This window comes from Paenibacillus shenyangensis (assembly GCF_000346635.1).
Taxonomy (GTDB): Bacteria; Bacillota; Bacilli; order Paenibacillales; family Paenibacillaceae; genus Saccharibacillus; species Saccharibacillus dauci.
Map to the genome: position 1 here is coordinate 175,651 of NZ_AOIG01000010.1, position 19,414 is coordinate 195,064.

The following is a 19,414-nucleotide window of genomic DNA, read 5'->3' on the forward strand; positions in this document are numbered from 1 at the left end:
TTTTGGCGGCAGCAGATTATAAATAGTAAATACGGGTCAAATGCAACTGTCGAAAAAACAGAAAAATTGTTGAAAACAGTACAGAAATACCGTTCATTACAGATAATAAAGGGGTTAGACGGTTGAAGAAAATTGTATTTCTGATTATCACGTTTTTACTGATTTTTATCCTTCCGCTGCTGGGAAGTCTGGCAAAATGGGGTGGGCTGCCACCTGGATATGGTACCTTCCCCGTGCAGGAAGCCGTTCAGGATCCGGGTTTTAATGCCTTATATTTTGCACTGGCTTGTATAGTGGCATTGTTTATTATGGTGTTTTACCTGTTTCCGCGTGTATTCGGGTTTCGCAAGACTCTGGTCGCAGCCGAGGTTCAGCGTTCCGAAGTGCGGTTTCCTTTCTGGTTCTGGGCCGCGCTGCCGGTTCTGGTGATTTGCTGGTTTATTATGTGGGCGCGCCTGTCGGTGCTTAGTCTGCTTGAGCCTTACACCTTTGTACCGTTATGGTGGTCTTTTATATGCATTATTGATGGAATCGTATACAAGCGCAACCATGGAGTATCCCTGCTGTCCAAAAAGCCGCAAATTATGCAGCTGCTGGCAGTTGTGTCCTGCTTCAGCTGGTTCGCTTTTGAATATCTGAATTTCTTTGTTATGGAAAATTGGTATTATCCCAATAAAGAGATTTTCTCGGACTTTGGTAATATTTTCTGGTTCTCGCTCTCCTATACAACGGTGCTGCCGGCAATTATTGAATGGTATCTGCTGATGCTGACTATTCCGGCGCTGCGTGATCGTTACAGTAACGGACCGAAGCTTCACCTGAACAAGCCGACACTGATTGTGATGTATATTCTGGGGCTTGGTCTTGCACTGGCCATGGGTTATTTCCCGTTTGAATTATTTTGGGTATTGTGGGTCGCGCTGGTTCCTATGCTGTCTGCAGCTATGGGACTGATTCGGATGTGGACGCCATTTACTCCGATTCGCCAGGGCAACTGGTCCCCAATGCTGCTGATCGGATTGGCTACAGTCTGTAACGGATTTTTTTGGGAGCTGTGGAACTTTGGTAGTGAATGGTTCAATGAGGGCATTCCGCTGAATCCGAATTACTGGAAGTATTCCGTCCCTTATCTGGATAAATTCCATATCTTTTCCCAGATGCCGCTTCTCGGTTATTTTGGTTATTTGTTCTTTGGTGTGAATTGTTGGGTGATCTGGTTAACGGCAGCATATGTGTTCAAATTTAATCCTGATTTTGATTTGGTACAGAGACGGGATAAAGCGAGGGAAATCTAATGAATTGGAAAGATCAAAAATACACAGTGATAGAAGAGATTGCAGACCATGGCAGCAAGGCAATCTATCGGTGCATCGACAATCTTTCCGGCGAACCTGTTATTGCCAAAGTACTCGGCGCGAGATCATCAACGTACGAAGCAATTATGCGTATCAAAAAGGAGTATCAGCTGTTATCGGAGCTGAGTCCTGTTATTCCGGGCATCGTCCGACCGATTCAACTGGAAGAGCGTGGTGGCTACTTTGTGCTATCCATGGAAGACATTAATGGCGAGTCGCTCAAAAGTATTCTTCGGCAGCAGCGTCTGGATGTGCAGACAGTACTGCGACTGGCGATTAAGCTCGTGGATATGATCGGTGCCATTCATGAACGCGAAATTATCCACAAAGATATCAAACCTGCCAATCTGATCTGGAATCGGGAGACCGACCAGCTGCAGCTGATTGATTTTGATCTATCCACCCGCTGGAGTAACGAAAAGTCGGATCAGGTAGCCACTGGTATCATGGAAGGCAGCCTGCCTTATATTTCCCCTGAGCAGACGGGCCGAATCAATCGTCATATTGACTATCGTTCTGACTTTTACTCACTTGGAGTCGTACTGTATGAGATGCTGACAGGCACTCATCCGTATCCTTCCGATTCGGTTATGGATCAGATCTATTCCATTATTGCCAAAAAGCCGGTCTCTCCGGCGCAGCAGAGCGAGGGACGTGTTCCACAAGTACTGTCCAATATCGTAATGAAACTGCTGGAAAAGTCTCCCGAAGACCGCTATCGCAGCGCCTATGGTATTCGTTCCGATTTGAAAAAGTGCCTTTCCTCTGCGTCACGTACCGATTTTGAGATCGGTCTGGAAGATCGTAGTACGATTTTTCATATGCCGCAGAAATTATATGGCCGTGAAAAAGAATTAAATGTGCTGCAGTCAGCTTTTGTCCAGAGCATGGAAGATCGCCTTCAGCTGGCTCTGGTAGCAGGGGAAGCCGGTAGCGGCAAAACTGCGCTGGTCAATGAACTGCAGACGATTGTGTCTTATGAAAAAGGATATTTTGTGCAGGGTAAATTTGAACAATACAACAAGAATATTCCGTATAGTGCAATCATGGATGCTTTTCGAACTTTGCTGGCAGAATGGCTGAATGGACCTGCAGACGAAATGGCCGATATGCAGTATGCACTGAAGAGTCATTTGGGTGCGAATGCCGGTCTGATGACTCGCTGGTTGCCAGAACTGGAGCAGTTAATCGGTGTGCAGCCAAAGCCTGAGCCGCTGCTGCCTGTAGAAGAGAATAACCGTTTTTTCCTGTCTTTTGTCCGATTACTGGAAAGTCTGATTGGTCAACAGCGTCCGCTTGTTCTGTTTCTGGATGATCTGCAGTGGGCGGATTTATCCAGTATTCAGCTGATGTCGCGGCTGCTGGAAAATAAAAATCTCAAGCGTATTTTTATTATCGGGTCCTATCGCTACGATGAGATTGGCGCCGGGCATCCATTGTCCGAAGCAATGGAGCGGCTGAATGAACAGCATTTTATTCACCAGCTGCATATCCAGCCACTGTCTGCAGTCCATACCCGCCAGCTTATTGAAGATACTATGGGAATGAGCGCAGAGCATCTGGACTGGCTGACTCCGGTGATTCATCGGCAGACAGGAGGCAATCCCTTCTTTACCCGTGAAATACTCAAGGATTTGTACAAACAACGTGCGCTTTATTTTGATCAGACAGCAGGAGCCTGGCTGTATGAAGAACCGGTCATTCTGGAACTCACGGCCAGTGAAGACTTGATTGAATATCTGATGGAAAAAATGAAAACATTGCCTGCAGGTGTACGGTTGATTCTCAGTATAGCAGCATTAATCGGTCGCACATTTGATTGGCAGGTACTGCGAATGATCGGTCATTCGGAAAAGGACATGCTGATGCCTGCTCTGCTGCGTGCTATACAGGAAGAGATCTTGTTACCACTGCATACCAGTACTTCCTTTATTCATGAAGTGGCGATTCCAGCAGAAGAGCTGGATCGTATACAGGTTCAATTTACTTTTCAGCATGACAAGCTGCAGCAGGCCCTGTATCAGATGATCGATCCTAAGCTTCGCCAGCAGCTGCATCTCCAGCTCGGTTGGCTGCTGCTCAGTCAGTGGCCGGAAGACCGGATTCATGAGCATATTATGGAGATTACCGGACATCTTAACAAAGGTATTGTGCTGGTCACTCGCCATTCGGAAAAGGAACGACTGATTCATTTGAATCTGCAGGCCGCCCGTCGTGCCAAAGAAGCATTCGGTTATGAGACGGCACGCCGTTTTCTGCAGGTAGCGATTAGCCTGATTACCGAAGAACACTGGCAGCACCAATATGAACGGACATGGGATATTTATCTGTTGTACAGCGAATGCTCCTATCTGATTCATCAACCGGATTCGGCAGATCGTGCTTGCGATGTTCTGCTGCATCATGCCAGAACCGGAATGGAGCAAGCTACCATATATGAGATGCAGTCCAATCACTACATGTATCTCGGGCTGATGGGTCGTGCGATTGAAGCGGGCAAAGCCGGTTTGGACAGTCTTGATTTTACTGTTCCGCGTCGTCTCAATATGGCTGTGGTTGCCAAAGAACTGGTGACCGTCAAGCTGCAGCTACGTGGCAAGAAGCCGGAGCAACTGCTGGAAGACCGGGAAATGACAGATCAACGGATCAAGCTGATTATGAGACTGCTGGTGAGCTTTATTCCGCCAGCCTTTATTTCAGGAGAACAGACCCTGTTCGGCTGGGCTGTACTCAAAAAAACGCAGCTATCGATCCGCCACGGCAATGCCCCGGAGTCGGCAGGCGCCTATATCGGCTATGCCATGCTGTTGTCCGGCATGGGTGATCTCAAAGGGGCGGAGGCGTACGGACGACTCGCAGTAAGCCTGAATGAAAAGTTCGCTGACCTGCAGTGGCGCAGTCTGGTGCATGTGCTGTACAGTCTTTTTTGCTACAGTTGGAGTCATGATTGGGAGACGCTGGAAGAACAGTATCGCAGGACCGTAGAGTATAGCTTGCTATCCGGAGATATGCTGTATCTGGCACATGCCTGCTATTATCGCAATCAGTGGAATCCTTCACTGGAGATCGAGACGTATCTGCAAGAGAGCGGGACGATGCTCGAAATGATCGAGAATACCAAATACCGTCCGGCACTCGCTACAGCCAGACTGAATCGTCAAAAATTCCGGTTGTTGTCCGGAGAGATTCCTTTTGGAACCGTCATGGATGACGAGGAGTTCAGCGAACAGGACTATCTGGATGAACTGGGTAGCCTGAAGTATTATTCCGGCATCGGTATTTACTATATATGCAAGATTCAGCTTGCTTTTATGACGGATGAATCGGCGGAAGCACTGACTTATATCCAGCAGGCGGATCAGGTGATTAGTACACTGGCCGGGTCGACTTTTATGGAAGAGTACTCGTTTTATACGTTTATGGCGCTGGCTTCCTGTTATCCGGAGCTTAGTCGCAAAGAGCAGCGCAACGCCCGCATACGTATGAGCAAGCAGTATCGTAAAATGAAAAAATGGGCAGCTCATCATCCGCATAACTTTACCACACAGCAGTATCTGATGCAGGCGGAGTGGCTGCGGATTCACGGCAAATACAGTGAAGCGGAGAATTACTATTACCTGGCGCTGCAGGATAGCGAACAAGGTAACTTTACCCGCTACAAAGCAATTGCCAGCGAGCAGATCGCGCGATTTTATCTGGAACGGGGACGTCCGGAGCTGGGTGGTTACTATTTCAAACAGGCATCTTACTACTATTCGGTCTGGGGTGCACGGGGCAAAGTACAGCAGTTACAGGAGAATTATCAGGATCTGATGGGTCATATCCAGTGGGTGCCGCTGAACGGTGACCAGACGATGAGTATATCCACCGAGAATATTGATATTCATCTGCTGCTTCAAGCTTCCCAGGCGATCTCGCGTGAGATTGAACTGGATCAGCTGTTGCATAACATGATGAATATTGTGCTGGTGAATGCAGGAGCACAGCGAGGATGCATTATGATCAAGTCCGGTCCAAGCCTGTGGGCAGAAGGGGAATATAGCGATATGGACCACCAGATCAATATCCGTATACATGAAGACCAACAGCGCAGAGCATTGCAATTCCCGTGGATGACAATGGACGAAGTAGCCCGCAGCCGTGAGACACTGATGTATACCGATGCCAGCTCGGTGAATCGTCTGTCGGATATTCGCTATATGACAGAACAGCAGCCGCGTTCGGTACTCTGTATGCCGCTGCTGAATCAGGACAAGCTGATTGCTGTCATCTATCTGGAGAATAATCTGATTACCGGTGCATTTACCAGAGAGCGTCTTGGCATGATTAATCTGCTGTCACGGGATATGGTCTATGCGATTGAAAATGCCAGTTTGTACAGCAATCTGGAGCATCTGGTCAATCAGCGTACTCGTGAGCTCGCCGTCAAAAATGAACAGCTAAGTAAATACTTTAATATTGTGGACAAGAATGTGATTATCGTAAATACGGATCTGTACGGCAATGTGATGATGGCCAGTGAAGAATTCTGTCTGCTCACCGGTTACACCCAGGAAGAAGTCGCCAGTCGTCCGCACCGTTTTTTCCGGCCGATGGATCATCATGGCCGCTCGATCGCTCCCTTTGTAATCGACAAGGAGGAGACGTGGAACGGGGAATTAATTTATTTCCGCAAAGATCAGAGTATGCTCTGGCTTAATATGACCGTTGAACCGGCATGGGAGGAAGATCATCTGCAGGGATATATGTTCATTGGACACAATATTACAGACAAAAAGCAGATCGAGCGCATCTCTATTACAGATGAACTGACAGGACTCTATAACCGTCGCTATTTCAATGAGCGTATTTTGTACAAACTGGAGAATGCGGTGTTGCAGCAGTCCAGTCTGACCTTTATGCTGCTGGATATTGACCATTACAAGAAATACAATGACCGGTATGGTCATTATGAAGGCGATAATGTGCTGCGCCGAATCGGTGCCACTCTGCTGGAAGAGACGAGAAAAGCAGGCGCAGTTGCGTTCCGTCTTGGCGGAGAAGAGTTCGCGATTCTGTCTATCGGCATGGGCAAAGAACGTACGGCAGAGATTGCAGAGAATATTCGGCAGAGTATCGAAGATCTGCATATTCCACACGATCAGAATGATGCAGCTCCATATGTGACTGTCTCGGTAGGAGTTGGATTTGTCGAGCAGGTCAATCACCATTTGACTGAGGAAGCGATCTACAGACTGGCAGACGCGGCACTTTATCGCTCCAAGGCCAGTAACCGTAATTGTGTGACCATCCATACGCTAACGGATGTTCATTAATAATCCTTCTACGCAATAATGTACTACAGCCAGAGAAACAGCCTCTCCCAACCGGAAAAAAGCATCTGGAATGCCGGTTGAGGGAAGGTTGTTTTTTTGTTTTGGAATGGAAACTACAGGATTTTATAGAAAGGGACTTGAAATCATCGCTCAAGTTGAGTATCATAAAGTTGGCTGTTAGCACTAGACGTGGTCGAGTGCTAACACATGGGTAGACTGCTACCTGCAAGATGATTCCATTTAAACTTTAAGGAGGCTATTTTTCATGATCAAACCTTTAGGTGAACGTGTATTGGTAGAAGCGAGCCAACAAGAGGAGACGACTTCATTCGGAATCGTGCTTCCAGACTCTGCCAAGGAAAAGCCGCAGGAAGGCACTATTATCGCTGTAGGCAGCGGACTGCTGAAAGATGGAGTTCGTGTTCCTTTGGAAGTTAAAGAAGGCGACCGTGTTCTGTTCTCCAAATATGCCGGTACAGAAATCAAATATGAAGGCAAAGAATATTTGATTATGAAAGAAAGCGATATTCACGCGATTCTGGGTTAATCTTCGGATATCCGGGAAATTTACTTAGCTTCATCCATAGAGGGTGCATCATCGGCGCCAGGCGCTGGATGGGCACTGCATTCCAATACATTTATGATTTTTGCCAAGCAAAATCTTAACCTTATATGAATTCCTATAATACTGAGGAGGTACTTTTCAAATGGCTAAAGATATCAAATTCAGTGAAGACGCTCGCCGCGCAATGCTTCGTGGTGTAGACGCTCTGGCAGACGCAGTAAAAGTAACACTTGGACCAAAAGGACGTAACGTTGTACTGGAGAAAAAATTTGGCAGCCCGCTGATCACCAACGATGGTGTAACGATCGCCAAAGAAATCGAACTGGAAGATGCATTCGAGAACATGGGTGCACAGCTGGTTAAAGAAGTAGCTACCAAAACCAACGATGTTGCCGGTGACGGTACAACAACTGCAACTGTTCTGGCTCAAGCCATGATCCGTGAAGGTCTGAAAAACGTAACTGCAGGCGCTAACCCTATGGTTATCCGCAAAGGTATCGACAAAGCGGTTCGTGCAGCGGTTGAAGAACTGCAAAGCATCTCTCGTCATGTCGAAGACAAACAATCCATCGCACAGGTTGCAGCAATCTCCGCAGCTGACGATGAAGTCGGTCAACTGATCGCAGAAGCTATGGAAAAAGTAGGCAACGATGGTGTTATCACTGTTGAAGAATCCCGTGGATTCGCGACTGAACTGGAAGTTGTAGAAGGTATGCAGTTCGACCGCGGTTACATCTCTCCATACATGATCACAGATACAGATAAAATGGAAGCTGTCCTGGACAACCCATACATTCTGATCACTGACAAGAAAATCAGCAGCACTCAGGAAATCCTGCCACTGCTGGAGAAAGTTGTACAACAAAGCAAACCACTGGTACTGATCGCTGAAGATATCGAAGGCGAAGCACTGGCTATGCTGGTTGTCAACAAACTGCGCGGTACATTCAATGCAGTAGCTGTTAAAGCTCCTGGATTCGGTGACCGTCGTAAAGCAATGCTGCAAGATATCGCTGCACTGACTGGTGGACAAGTAATCACAGAAGAACTGGGTCTGGATCTGAAATCCGCTTCTGTTGATCAACTGGGTACTGCACGTCAAGTACGCGTAACCAAAGAAAACACAATCGTAGTAGATGGCGCTGGTGCAAAAGAAGATATCGATGCACGTATCAGCCAAATCCGCTCGCAGCTGGAAGAAACAACTTCCGAGTTCGACAAAGAAAAACTGCAAGAGCGTCTGGCGAAACTGTCCGGCGGTGTAGCAGTAATCAAAGTTGGTGCTGCAACTGAAACCGAACTGAAAGAGCGCAAACTGCGCATCGAAGACGCCCTGAACGCAACTCGCGCTGCGGTTGAAGAAGGTATCGTATCCGGTGGTGGTACTGCACTCGTGAACGTATACAACGCTGTATCTGCAGTTAATGCAGAAGGCGACGAGAAAACAGGCGTTAACATCGTTCTGCGCGCTCTGGAAGAGCCAATCCGCACAATCGCAGCTAATGCTGGTCAAGAAGGATCGGTTATCGTTGAGCGTCTGAAAAAAGAAGAAGTAGGCATTGGTTACAACGCCGCTACTGGCGAATGGGTGAACATGTTCGAAGCAGGTATCGTTGACCCTGCCAAAGTAACTCGTTCCGCACTGCAGCACGCAGCATCTGTAGCAGCAATGTTCCTGACTACTGAAGCAGTTATCGCTGACAAACCAGAACCAGCATCTCCAGCAGGTCCAGACATGGGCGGCATGGGTGGAATGGGCGGCATGATGTAATAAGGCGCTTAGCCTTGCATTATGCGACTGGCCGAGCTGATCGTTATCGGTAAGATACAAGATTGGCCAAGCTACCATAGCTGTAAATAATAGAAAGCCGTTCCTTAATCATTCGATTGAGGGACGGCTTTTTTGTTAGACTGGTTTGATTATGAAGAACGTTAGAATACCAGTTATCCATTATAATGCAGCTGATGTGTCGTCGTTAGCCGGAATATTTATTTTCCGTTATCGGATAATGATAAATCTCGATATCTTCCTCCATAAATCCACGCCGCTGAGCAGCGAGTAATGTCTCATACATATTTTTGCGTCCTACCGGATTATCGGTATGAAGATAGATTTTGTTGGCATGAAGTCCATGCTCACAGAAGTATTTAACCAGATCATATCCGTTAGGTAATTCTTTTCCGTTCTCATCTTCTCCCAGGTCATGATCCAGAGTAAGAATATGGATATTAAATTCCTCAGAATGCAGTAAACGTAGAGCCTCCTGGTAAGTGCGGGCAATTGTAAAACCTTTCGGGCAGTCTCTAAGATCATCTACATATAGATTAATTGACTTTTTTATCATATCGATCGCTACCTTTCTCGTACGGAGAACAAAATGGATGGATACAGTCATTTTAAACTGTACCCATCCATTTATTAACTATTCTTAGTAATACAATTGGTGAAAATCTTTATTTACCGACTCTGTTGATCAATCAACCGCTCCAACTGCTGGGCCACATAATCGGCTCCACGGTTCAGATCCGATGGTGTCAGATCCAGCCATGCGCGGCGCTCGTCCATATCGAATGCATTGGCGAGGAATCCACCCAGTCCACGACCGCGGCGATCGACTTCGACCAGGATCTGCAGACCATTGCTTGTAAGGGACATCATCAGTTCCAGCTCGGTAATCCGGCCGTGGAACCTTGCTCCCGGATAGAATTCGATCTCCTGTACATAAGGGACGCCAAACGGCGAACGGGAAGCATACTCTACCGTCGATGCCTTGAACTGGAAGCCCAGACGTTCTGCCGCCTCGAGTACTGTATCCATATACGGATGTGGTCGTACCACGATATAATCCTGATCAGTCGGGTCGACACTCATCTCGATATCCAGTCCGGTATGCAGCCATACTTTCTGATTGCTCAGGGTCAGTGGAGTCTGGGATGGCAGTGTAAAGCCAAATGGAATTTCCAGCTTCTGACCGCTTTTGACCTGGGTTTTCTCGGATACACGATATTTGGCGATGGTATAATCTACATAATGCTTTTTGTCATCCTGTTCACGGATATACTGTGTCATGACTTCGATATAGATATTGCCAACGTCCTGATCGACGTTACCACCCTGTACATAGACAATTCCGCGAACTTCACTATTTGGATAATACTCGTTCTGGTCGAGAACGGTATCGATTTTGGCAGCTCCTACCCCTACACGAGCCAGCATTTTGTTAAAGAATGACATAGACATTTCTCCTTTAAAAGTAAAATAGAGCCACATACCTGCGAGTATACGGACGAAGTGAATAGAATGCTGTAAGAATGGTTAGTCGTTGCACTTCTATGTAGCTTATGACATTATACGCAGGCCTACTGGATCGGGTTTCTTATGTTTACTTATTATTTCAGGCTATATCACAAAGAAACATATGTTCCTCTCTGCTACAGATGACGATATAATAGAAGAGAATCAATCAACAGGAGGAATACACATCTATGTCACCCAAGCGAATAGGAGCTGTCGTCGGCGCACTGGTCGTTGTTGTAGCGATCTATCTATTTACCGGCAAAGTCGATCTGGGTGCACTCACGGGTGCGCTGAACTCGTCATCCGGATCAGTCGGTCATAGTCAGCAGGCAGACTATACACTGGTCTTTCCCAAAAATCGTTATCCCAAAACAGGCGATCATATCCAGGATGCCATAGCTGCTGGAGAATCGGCAGTATGTACCATTGATCGCAAAGGCGCCAAGGAAAACCGCAGGCAATCGCTTAAGGGAGTAGAGACCCGCAAAGGCTATGATCGGGATGAGTGGCCGATGGCCATGTGCAAGGAAGGCGGTACAGGTGCCGATATACGATATGTCACACCTTCGGATAATCGGGGTGCCGGTTCATGGATTAGTAACCAATTAGACAATTATCCAGATGGCACAAGGGTATTAATTGAGGTAAAATGACTAATAGTGGGTAAAAATTAAGTAATGAAAATTTGCGGAGGAGGAATGGACATGGAAACTGGAATGACGGCGCTTTTGCCTTTATTTATGGAATTCAACGCACATACACCTTATATTCTGCTGTACGGTGTTATGATCCTGGTAGCATGTATCTTGTTCGGGCTTTGGATCAGACAGCTCACCAAGCATCAGGACGACTCAGATAGCGGAATGTAAGCTGACTGGGCAGGTATGAATGTGAATATATCACTGTAGTATCTGCCTGTGCAGATTACATCTTCGATTCAAAAAAGACGCATTTCCTGTAATTTAGGAAATGCGTCTTTTGCTTTATTTATATGGGTATTCACTTCGTTTATAAACGGTATAAGGAAGGAACATGCAGTAATACAATTACTGTGGCTGATCCACCATATCTTCAATCGAGCTTGCATTCATATATTTGGGAACGACCAGACCAACTTTGACACCTTTCATGTTGGGACCCAGATCGTCCAGTTTGGCTTTATACTTTTCCCAGTAATCAGCATGGGTCAGTGGGAGCCAAGCGGCCAGAGTCGCATCGGCGTCACCGTTCGCTACACCGGTAAACATTGGGCCGGCTTCAACCTGCAGAGCTGTAACTTTGTAGCCCAGTTTGGTTTCCAGAATGTATTTGACCAGGTTGGTACTGGCAATCTCGGAATCCCATGCTACATAGCTCAGGGTCAGTGATTTGCCACTGGATTTTTGAAGACCTTTGGTCCATTCGTTCACACGGTCCGGATGGGCTTCTGCCCATGCTTTGGCTGCCTGTGCAGGGTCCTGACCGTCCTGAATAGCTACCATAATTTCGCCCATTTCATCCGATGTCCAGGAGAAACGATCCAGGAACTGATAGGCGGTTGGGTCATCCTGCTTCAGGTTTTTGCGAGCGATGGTATGAATTTCTTCGGCATCTCCAAATGATTTTTTGGGATCATCCAGATATTTCAGATCATATTTGCTGAACATCCAGTGCGGGGTCCAGCCAGTAATAATAATGGGTTCTTCGTTACGAATTGCTTTGGCGAGTGTAGCTGTCATGGCAGCGCTGGAACCTTCGACCAGTGTCCAGTCGCTCAGACCATAATCCTCCATCGCTTTGCGGGTACCTTTCATAATACCGGCACCGGCATCAATACCGATAATCTGATGATTGACCTGAGCTCCGACAGGATCAGAGCTGGTAGCGGCTTCACCGCTGCCCGGGAAACTCGGGAATGGCTGGCGCTCCGGATTACAGGCGGAGATAATTAGGATCAGTACGATACAGCCGGATAGCAGCCAGTTTCTATACTTTTTCATAGTGCATTATCGCTCCTTTACGTAGGAATATTATAATTAGGGAAAATGGACAAAAGAGAAGCGGCTGAATTAAGCCGCTTTTTTACTGCGTTTGCCATTGAACAGGCTTTGGGACAGTCGATCCAGTACAATCGCGAGAACAACGACAGCCAGACCGGCTTCGAAGCCTTCACCAATTTTGAGCTGACCAACAGCACGATATACGACAGCGCCGATACCTTGCGCACCGATCATGGATGCGATAACGACCATCGACAGAGACAGCATGATGGTCTGGTTGATACCAGCCATAACAGATGGCAGTGCGAGTGGCAGTTGTACTTTGAACAAACGTTGTCCACCGGTAGAACCAAAGGCATCAGCGGCTTCGATCAGTTCGCCGGATACCTGGGTAATCCCCAGATGGGTCATACGAATCGTTGGCGGAATTGCGAAAATAACAGAAGCGACTACGCCGGGAACAACACCCAGGCTGAAGAAAGTAACCGCTGGCAGCAGATAGACAAATGCAGGCATCGTCTGCATAAAGTCGAGAACCGGTGTAATGATGCGAGCAGCAATTTTACTCGATGCGCACCAGATACCGAGCGGTACTCCGATGATAATGGAAATCAGGGCAGCAGTTACGACGAGACCAAGCGTATTCATCGTCTCTGTCCAGTAGCCCAGATTATAGATCAGCAGGAATCCGATTGCCGAGAAAAAGGCCATCGTCCACCGTCCGGCCATATAACCGAGCAGGGCAATAATGATAACGAACAAAAATGGATGTGGCAGCATGAATAGCCAGGTGAAGATGTCTACCACATACGTAATAAGATTGGATAATCCTTTGAAAAAGGACGCCCAGTGGATACTGAGCCACTCTACAATTACATCTACCCAATGGGCAATAGGAATCTTAGGCATTTAAAGCAACCTCCTCGTTCTCTACTCCGCCAGCCAGTGCACCGAGCAGGGCACCCCGTACAATAACGCCTGTCAGACGTTCGCGTTCATCGACAACCGCAACAGGCAGCTTGGCAGTACTTACCAGCTCAAACAAGTCATTTAGCATTCGCTCTGGTGCTACGTATGGAACGTCCTTGATCAGGATATCGTCCAGTTTTTGCTGTTGACGTACCGCTGTAGCTGCATCCTCGGCTGTAATAATGCCAAGCAGCTTTTTGGAGCGGTCGATGACAAACAGATTGGAAATACCGCGTTCACGCATCAATTCGAGTGCTACACGAGGACCACGGTCCAGTGTAATGGTCTCCGGTCTGCGCATTACATGGGCAGCTGTCAGTACTTTGGAAAGATCCACGTCTTCGACGAAGCGTTCCACATAGGAGTTGGCTGGCTGGATCATAATTTCTTCCGGTGTGCCAATCTGTACAACGGCGCCGTCTTTCATCAGGGCGATCCGGTCACCAATGCGAAGAGCTTCGTCCAAATCGTGTGTGATGAAAATAATCGTTTTTTTCATTTTGTCCTGCAGTTCGAGCAGTTCATCCTGCATATCACGGCGGATCAGTGGATCAAGTGCGCTGAATGCTTCATCCATCAGCAGTACTTCAGGATCATTGGCGAGTGCGCGGGCCAGACCGACACGTTGCTGCATACCACCACTGAGTTCATCCGGCATTTTATCTCCCCAGCCCTTGAGACCAACGAGTTCGAGAGAAGTGATCGCTTTTTCTCTACGCTGAGCTTTGGCTACTTTTTGAATCTCCAGACCGTATTCTACATTTTCCAGAACCGTACGGTGCGGGAAGAGTGCGAATTTCTGGAATACCATACTGATCGTTTTGCGGCGTGCATTCCGCAGTTGTTCTTTGTTCATTTTGCGAAGATCTTTACCATGTACCAGAATCTCTCCGGAAGTCGGCTCAATCAGACGGTTAAACATACGTACGAGTGTGGATTTACCACTACCGGACAATCCCATGATAACGAAAATCTCGCCCTGATTGATTTCCATATTCACACGGTTAACACCGACCGTGATTTGTTTTTCCTTTGCCATCTTCTCTTTGGTCCATCCCTGCTCCAGCAGCTTCACGCCCTGCTCTGCATTTGGGCCAAACAGTTTGCTTACATTTTTGATTTCCAAAATAGACATGCATTGTCACCCCTTATATATAGTAGAAACACATACAATAATCCTGCGATAGTGCTGATCACTCATCAGCAAATTTACGATTCTCAACACGGGCTGCTAACCGAATATTCTTTGTCGTTCAGGTAGGTGAATAAAGCTAAAATCAAACGAAGGAATACTTGCGAAGCGAGTTAGCTAGATCATATCACCAAGTTTATTACCCAAATTTTAAACAATGAATACTTGAAAGTAATAATATTTTTTCAGTAACAAAGAATATTTTCATGATTTGCAACGCAACGTGATTAATTGTAGCAAATATTATTTTGCAAATCAACCGTAAAATCCGTATAATAAGTTTGTACAGAAAAAACTGTACGATATTTATAGATGGAATACTGCGATATACTGGATAATACTCGCAAATGCTCTGCTTTACTTTTTATAATAATTTTTTTAAAATGGTGAAAGTCAATTATTACAGATCGTATAGTACAAACTGTATAGATAGAATGGGAGTGTGCAAGCATGGGCTTGGACCAATTGGATGAGTTACAGCAGGAGACAGTGGAGAAAGTCAGGAAGCGTGTTATTGAAGTAATCGGACGTAATATGGATCTTTATGGCGTTTCCCTGTCTACAGGCCATCTGTATGGCTTGCTTTTTTTCGCAGACCGGCCGATGACACTGGATGAGATGGGACGCGAAATGGCAATGAGCAAGACCAGTATGAGTACGGGAGTACGCAACTTGCTGGATCTGCGCATGGTCAACAAAGTGTGGGAAAAAGGATCACGCAAAGATTTATATGAAGTAGAATATGACTGGTATCAGACATTTACAGACTTTTTTGCTATTAAATGGCGGAAAGCAGTAGAGAGTAATATTCTTGTATTTCGCAAGTCGGTCAAAGAAATTGATCGTCTGATTGTAGATATGGAAGATACACCAGCCCGCAATATATTGCTGAAAGACAAAGAAAAAATGCAGGAAGCTATCCGGTATTATCTATGGCTCGATCGTTTGATTGATACGATGGAAGATGGAACCATTTTTGATCTGGTCCCGAGGGAAGAATAGCTAACAACAATATAAAACCTAATAAATAGTATATTTATACAAGCATTTCAGTTCCTTAAAAGTGAGCAGAAATGCTTTTTTTGTGCTTATTTATAAAAAATGTCCTTATCTGATGCGCAGTTTGATAAAAAAAGGTTACTCAATTATAAGTAACGCAAAATTTATCTATACATGGATAAAATATCTAGCCAGTGGTTAATTCAGGTGGTAATATAATGCTATGTAATAAAATATTCCTATAAAATAGAAAAGGGGGTCAATAAAGCTTACATAGTTATTAATGGTGGAATTAGGGTTATAATCGGGATTTTTGACAACTGAATAACCAAATTGATGAAATGAGGGACGAAATTTGACTAAACTACATGTTGTTCGCAAGTTATCTGTAGTATCCATGGCTGCTCTGCTCGCAGCAGGGACAGTATGGTCTCCGGGCGCAGCCTATGCCGCAGAACAGGGTACAGTGACATCGCCTTATCTGCTGGATCAGAAACAACTGCCCGATAAATTAATCAGCCTGACTTCCGGGGAAACCAATGTCATTTCACCCAAAATCAATACAGGTTCCAAACAGACGATCCGTGTTATCGTTCAGCTGACCAACCAGCCGGTAGCTGTAGGAGAATATGCAGCTCAGATGGGCATTCGTTCCATGGCTGCCGAATCCACCGAGAGCGCTATCAATTCACAGCAGAACTCTATTGTGAAGCAGGCGCTGGACAAAGGAATCAATCTGCATGTCAACTATCGCTACAACACGGTACTGAACGGCATGGAAGTATCCATTCCGGCTAATCAGATTCCCAAACTTGCCGAACTGCCTGGCGTCAAATCCATTTTTGAAAACAGTACTTATTACACCATTCCTGTTCAGGAACCGCCAACCCTGACAGCAAAAGCAACGCAAGCTACATATGACCCGGCACCGCTTACTCTGATTGGTGCCCAGCAGGCCTGGAACAAAGGTCTGACTGGTAAAGGTGTCAAAGTCGGTGTTATTGACACCGGTGTCGATTATGAACATCCCGATCTCAAAAACGCCTATAAAGGCGGATATGATTCCGTAGACAAAGATTTCGATCCTTATGAAGACAGACCATTATCCGTGGATGAAGATCCATACGGCACAGGGTTTGAAGGAACTTCCCATGGTACGCACGTATCCGGTACGATTGTAGGTCGCGCCGAGAACAAAACAAGTGATATCGTACAAAAAGGTATCGCTTATGATGCCAACCTGTATGCTTATCGTGTACTGTCCCGTAACCCAGAGACCAACCGTGCTTCCGGTTCATCGGCACAGGTTATTGACGGTATCGAGCATGCAGTCAAAGACGGAATGGATGTTATCAACCTGTCCCTGGGCTCCGATTCCGAGAAAGATGTAAATTCTCCGGATTCTGTAGCGATCAACAATGCAGTACTGGCAGGCGTAACTGCTGTAGTAGCGAATGGTAATGCGGCAGATTCCGGTTATTATTACTACTCTATGGGTTCACCGGCAAGTTCCCAGCTGGCGATTTCCGTAGGAGCATCTTCTATTCCTTTTGCTACGTATACAGCTACGGTATCCGCATCGGTATATGGCAACAAAGGTGCAGCAGTTAGCGAAGATGTATACGGTGATCCATCTGCGAAGTCTTATGGACTTAACGTAATGAGCTGGTATGTATCCAGCAGCAACTTTGCCGAGATTCTTGGTACGGATACCCATGAAGGCGTGTATGTGGGACTGGGTGCCGAAGCTGATTATGCAGGCAAAGATGTGAAAGGCAAAGTAGTGCTGATTTCCCGTGGTAATCTGCCATTTGTCGATAAAATGAAAAACGCCAAAGAACATGGCGCCAAAGCAGCTATTATCTTCAACGGTAACTCCAAAGCAAGCAATCCGAATGAAGCGGATCTGTCCGAAAGCATTTCGGGTCGTGACAGTCATGTAGGGGCAACCGGATTTATCGGTGAAGGATTCGATTATGTACCAACCTTTGATATGGCGGGTAAAGAAGGTCGTGCACTGGCAAGAGAAGCACTTGCTTCCGAAGATGAGCTTGAATTTACATTTGGTAACGAGTATCCAAAAGATGAAGTACGCGGTGATACAATGGCTTCCTTTAGCTCCCGTGGACCGAACCAGGATGGTCTGCTCGGTATCAAGCCTGATGTATCTGCACCAGGTGTGAATATCCGTTCTTCCGTACCTGCCTATGGCAAGTACATCAAGGATGCATCGTACAGCAGAGCCTATGAGCGCCAAAATGGTACAAGTATGGCTTCGCCGCACGTAGCCGGTATGGCTGTACTGCTCAAGCAGGAGCATCCGAACTGGACTCCATTCGATATTCGTGCAGCACTGGCGAATACTTCGGACACACTCTATGATCTGTCCAATACACAGTATGATGTCTATTCACAAGGTGCTGGCCGTGCAAATGTTGGAACGGCTGTGTATACACCAGCTGTTCTGCAGACTGTAGAGGATATCACGATTCTGGATAAGAACTGGATGCGCAAAACCATTACCAATTACAATTCTTCTGCTGCTTTTGGTACGGTAGCTGCCGGAAGTGAAGCCCAGATCAAAGAACTTCAGGTGAAGAATACTTCCGGATCGGCGATCACGTATCAGGCAAGTGTAAAAATGCACCCGAATGTAACTTCTGATCCGAGTGAGCCGATTGCGACACCGGACGTAAGTAACATCGAAGCCAGCCTGCAGGGGCTAAATGGAGGTAACTCGATTACAGTTGGTGCCAACTCGGCTTCCGCCTTTAAGCTGGCTGTCAAACCATCAGCTGCAGCTGCAACAGGCGTATATGAAGGTGACGTTGTATTGACTGCAAATGGATATCCGTCTCTGCATCTGCCATTCGTTCTCCATGTGGGTAACAGTGTTCCCGATGCAGGTCTGGGTGTACAGGAAGTAAATCTCAGCAATACGGTTATCCGCTTGAACGGCAAAGAAGATTCTACTAATGTAGGCTTCCGTCTGACCTCTACCAATGCGAATGTTCTTGAGCTGAATGTCTACGATATTGAAGATGAATATGTAGGCACTCTGGTACAGGTACAGAAGCCTTACGAACAGGGAAGTACCGAAGTATTCGCTCCAGGATACTATCAGTTCAATAATGTCGATAATATTTATATGGCTTATGGTACAGGTGGCAGCTATGGACGCAAAGTTCTGGGCAAAGGAGTCTACAAACTGGAGATTAATGCGTATTACCATTCTCCATCCGGTAACATTGACCAGAATTCTATCAAACATGCCTATAGTTCTTACCGCATTGCAGGTACGGAGAAGGACCGCGTAGCTACAGCAGCCAAACAGTTTAATTATATCCTGGATGGCAAGAATAACCTTGGTGAATATGTACTGCCTCTCACTTCAGACAGCCGCGTGAAGTATGAAGTGCTGTCCAGTAGTGATGAGAAGTATGTTAACAACAACGGTGTGCTCGTCAAATATCCGTACACTGATTATCGGATTGCCAGACTGCAGGTCAAAGTTAGTTCTGCAGTAGATCCAAATGCATATCAGATTGTAAATGCACTGGTGAAAATCACTAAACCTTAAATCACGGCTAACGCAAGTTAGTAGTTGTGGATAAAAAGTAATAGGATGTTCGGACATTCTTCTAACAGACATGAACACACTTACGGGTGTACACATGGATGCCGGAAGAATGTCTTTTTTTTATATTTCTATCTATAGGTCGATGACAAGCCGGTCTCCAGT

11 protein-coding genes and 1 pseudogene are annotated in these 19,414 nt (G+C 46.3%); 8 read left to right on the forward strand and 4 right to left on the reverse strand.

The annotated features are described in order from the left end of the window. Positions 1 to 122 precede the first annotated feature (122 nt). The 4 genes from H065_RS0109730 (at position 123) to groL (ending at position 9,006) form a co-directional block, all read left to right on the forward strand. Complete coding sequence (locus H065_RS0109730) at positions 123 to 1,295, forward strand: hypothetical protein (RefSeq protein WP_017812862.1); 1,173 nt, start codon at positions 123 to 125, stop codon at positions 1,293 to 1,295. Continuing rightward, on the forward strand, positions 1,295 to 6,670 hold the full coding sequence (locus H065_RS0109735) for a diguanylate cyclase (protein ID WP_017812863.1): 5,376 nt from the start codon (positions 1,295 to 1,297) through the stop codon (positions 6,668 to 6,670). Before H065_RS0109730 ends, H065_RS0109735 begins: the two co-directional genes overlap by 1 nt. Positions 6,671 to 6,935: 265 nt before the next feature. Continuing rightward, positions 6,936 to 7,217, forward strand: a complete 282-nt coding sequence (groES, locus tag H065_RS0109740) for a co-chaperone GroES (protein ID WP_017812864.1) — start codon at positions 6,936 to 6,938, stop codon at positions 7,215 to 7,217. Positions 7,218 to 7,377: 160 nt separating this feature from the next. After that, positions 7,378 to 9,006: a chaperonin GroEL gene (groL, locus tag H065_RS0109745; protein WP_017812865.1), complete on the forward strand. Its 1,629-nt coding sequence runs from the start codon at positions 7,378 to 7,380 to the stop codon at positions 9,004 to 9,006. A 205-nt stretch (positions 9,007 to 9,211) separates the two neighbouring features. On the opposite strand, the gene H065_RS0109750 is transcribed toward groL, so the two are convergent. Both H065_RS0109750 and H065_RS0109755 read right to left on the reverse strand, forming a co-directional pair. Continuing rightward, positions 9,212 to 9,580 carry a cyclic-phosphate processing receiver domain-containing protein gene (locus tag H065_RS0109750; protein WP_026136137.1) on the reverse strand — a complete coding sequence of 123 codons (369 nt, stop codon included), beginning with the start codon at positions 9,578 to 9,580 and terminating at the stop codon, positions 9,212 to 9,214. 113 nt (positions 9,581 to 9,693) lie between these two features. Continuing rightward, positions 9,694 to 10,470 carry a sporulation protein gene (locus tag H065_RS0109755; protein WP_017812867.1) on the reverse strand — a complete coding sequence of 259 codons (777 nt, stop codon included), beginning with the start codon at positions 10,468 to 10,470 and terminating at the stop codon, positions 9,694 to 9,696. A gap of 251 nt (positions 10,471 to 10,721) precedes the next feature. On the opposite strand from H065_RS0109755, the gene H065_RS0109760 reads away from it, so the two are divergent. Both H065_RS0109760 and H065_RS27860 read left to right on the forward strand, forming a co-directional pair. Beyond that, positions 10,722 to 11,186 carry a NucA/NucB deoxyribonuclease domain-containing protein gene (locus H065_RS0109760; protein WP_017812868.1) on the forward strand — a complete coding sequence of 155 codons (465 nt, stop codon included), beginning with the start codon at positions 10,722 to 10,724 and terminating at the stop codon, positions 11,184 to 11,186. A 51-nt stretch (positions 11,187 to 11,237) separates the two neighbouring features. After that, a complete protein-coding gene (locus tag H065_RS27860) occupies positions 11,238 to 11,402 on the forward strand; it encodes a hypothetical protein (RefSeq protein WP_017812869.1) in 165 nt (54 codons plus the stop codon). Between the two features lie 177 nt (positions 11,403 to 11,579). On the opposite strand, the pseudogene H065_RS28570 reads toward H065_RS27860, so the two are convergent. Continuing rightward, positions 11,580 to 13,421 (reverse strand): annotated as a pseudogene (locus tag H065_RS28570) (glycine betaine ABC transporter substrate-binding protein). Beyond that, positions 13,414 to 14,616, reverse strand: coding sequence for a quaternary amine ABC transporter ATP-binding protein (locus tag H065_RS0109780; protein ID WP_017812872.1), 1,203 nt, complete (start codon positions 14,614 to 14,616; stop codon positions 13,414 to 13,416). The pseudogene H065_RS28570 and the gene H065_RS0109780 overlap by 8 nt, the downstream one beginning before the upstream one ends. A gap of 507 nt (positions 14,617 to 15,123) precedes the next feature. On the opposite strand from H065_RS0109780, the gene H065_RS0109785 reads away from it, so the two are divergent. Next, positions 15,124 to 15,675 carry a GbsR/MarR family transcriptional regulator gene (locus tag H065_RS0109785; protein WP_017812873.1) on the forward strand — a complete coding sequence of 184 codons (552 nt, stop codon included), beginning with the start codon at positions 15,124 to 15,126 and terminating at the stop codon, positions 15,673 to 15,675. 352 nt (positions 15,676 to 16,027) lie between these two features. After that, positions 16,028 to 19,252: a S8 family serine peptidase gene (locus H065_RS0109790; protein WP_017812874.1), complete on the forward strand. Its 3,225-nt coding sequence runs from the start codon at positions 16,028 to 16,030 to the stop codon at positions 19,250 to 19,252. Positions 19,253 to 19,414 lie beyond the last annotated feature (162 nt).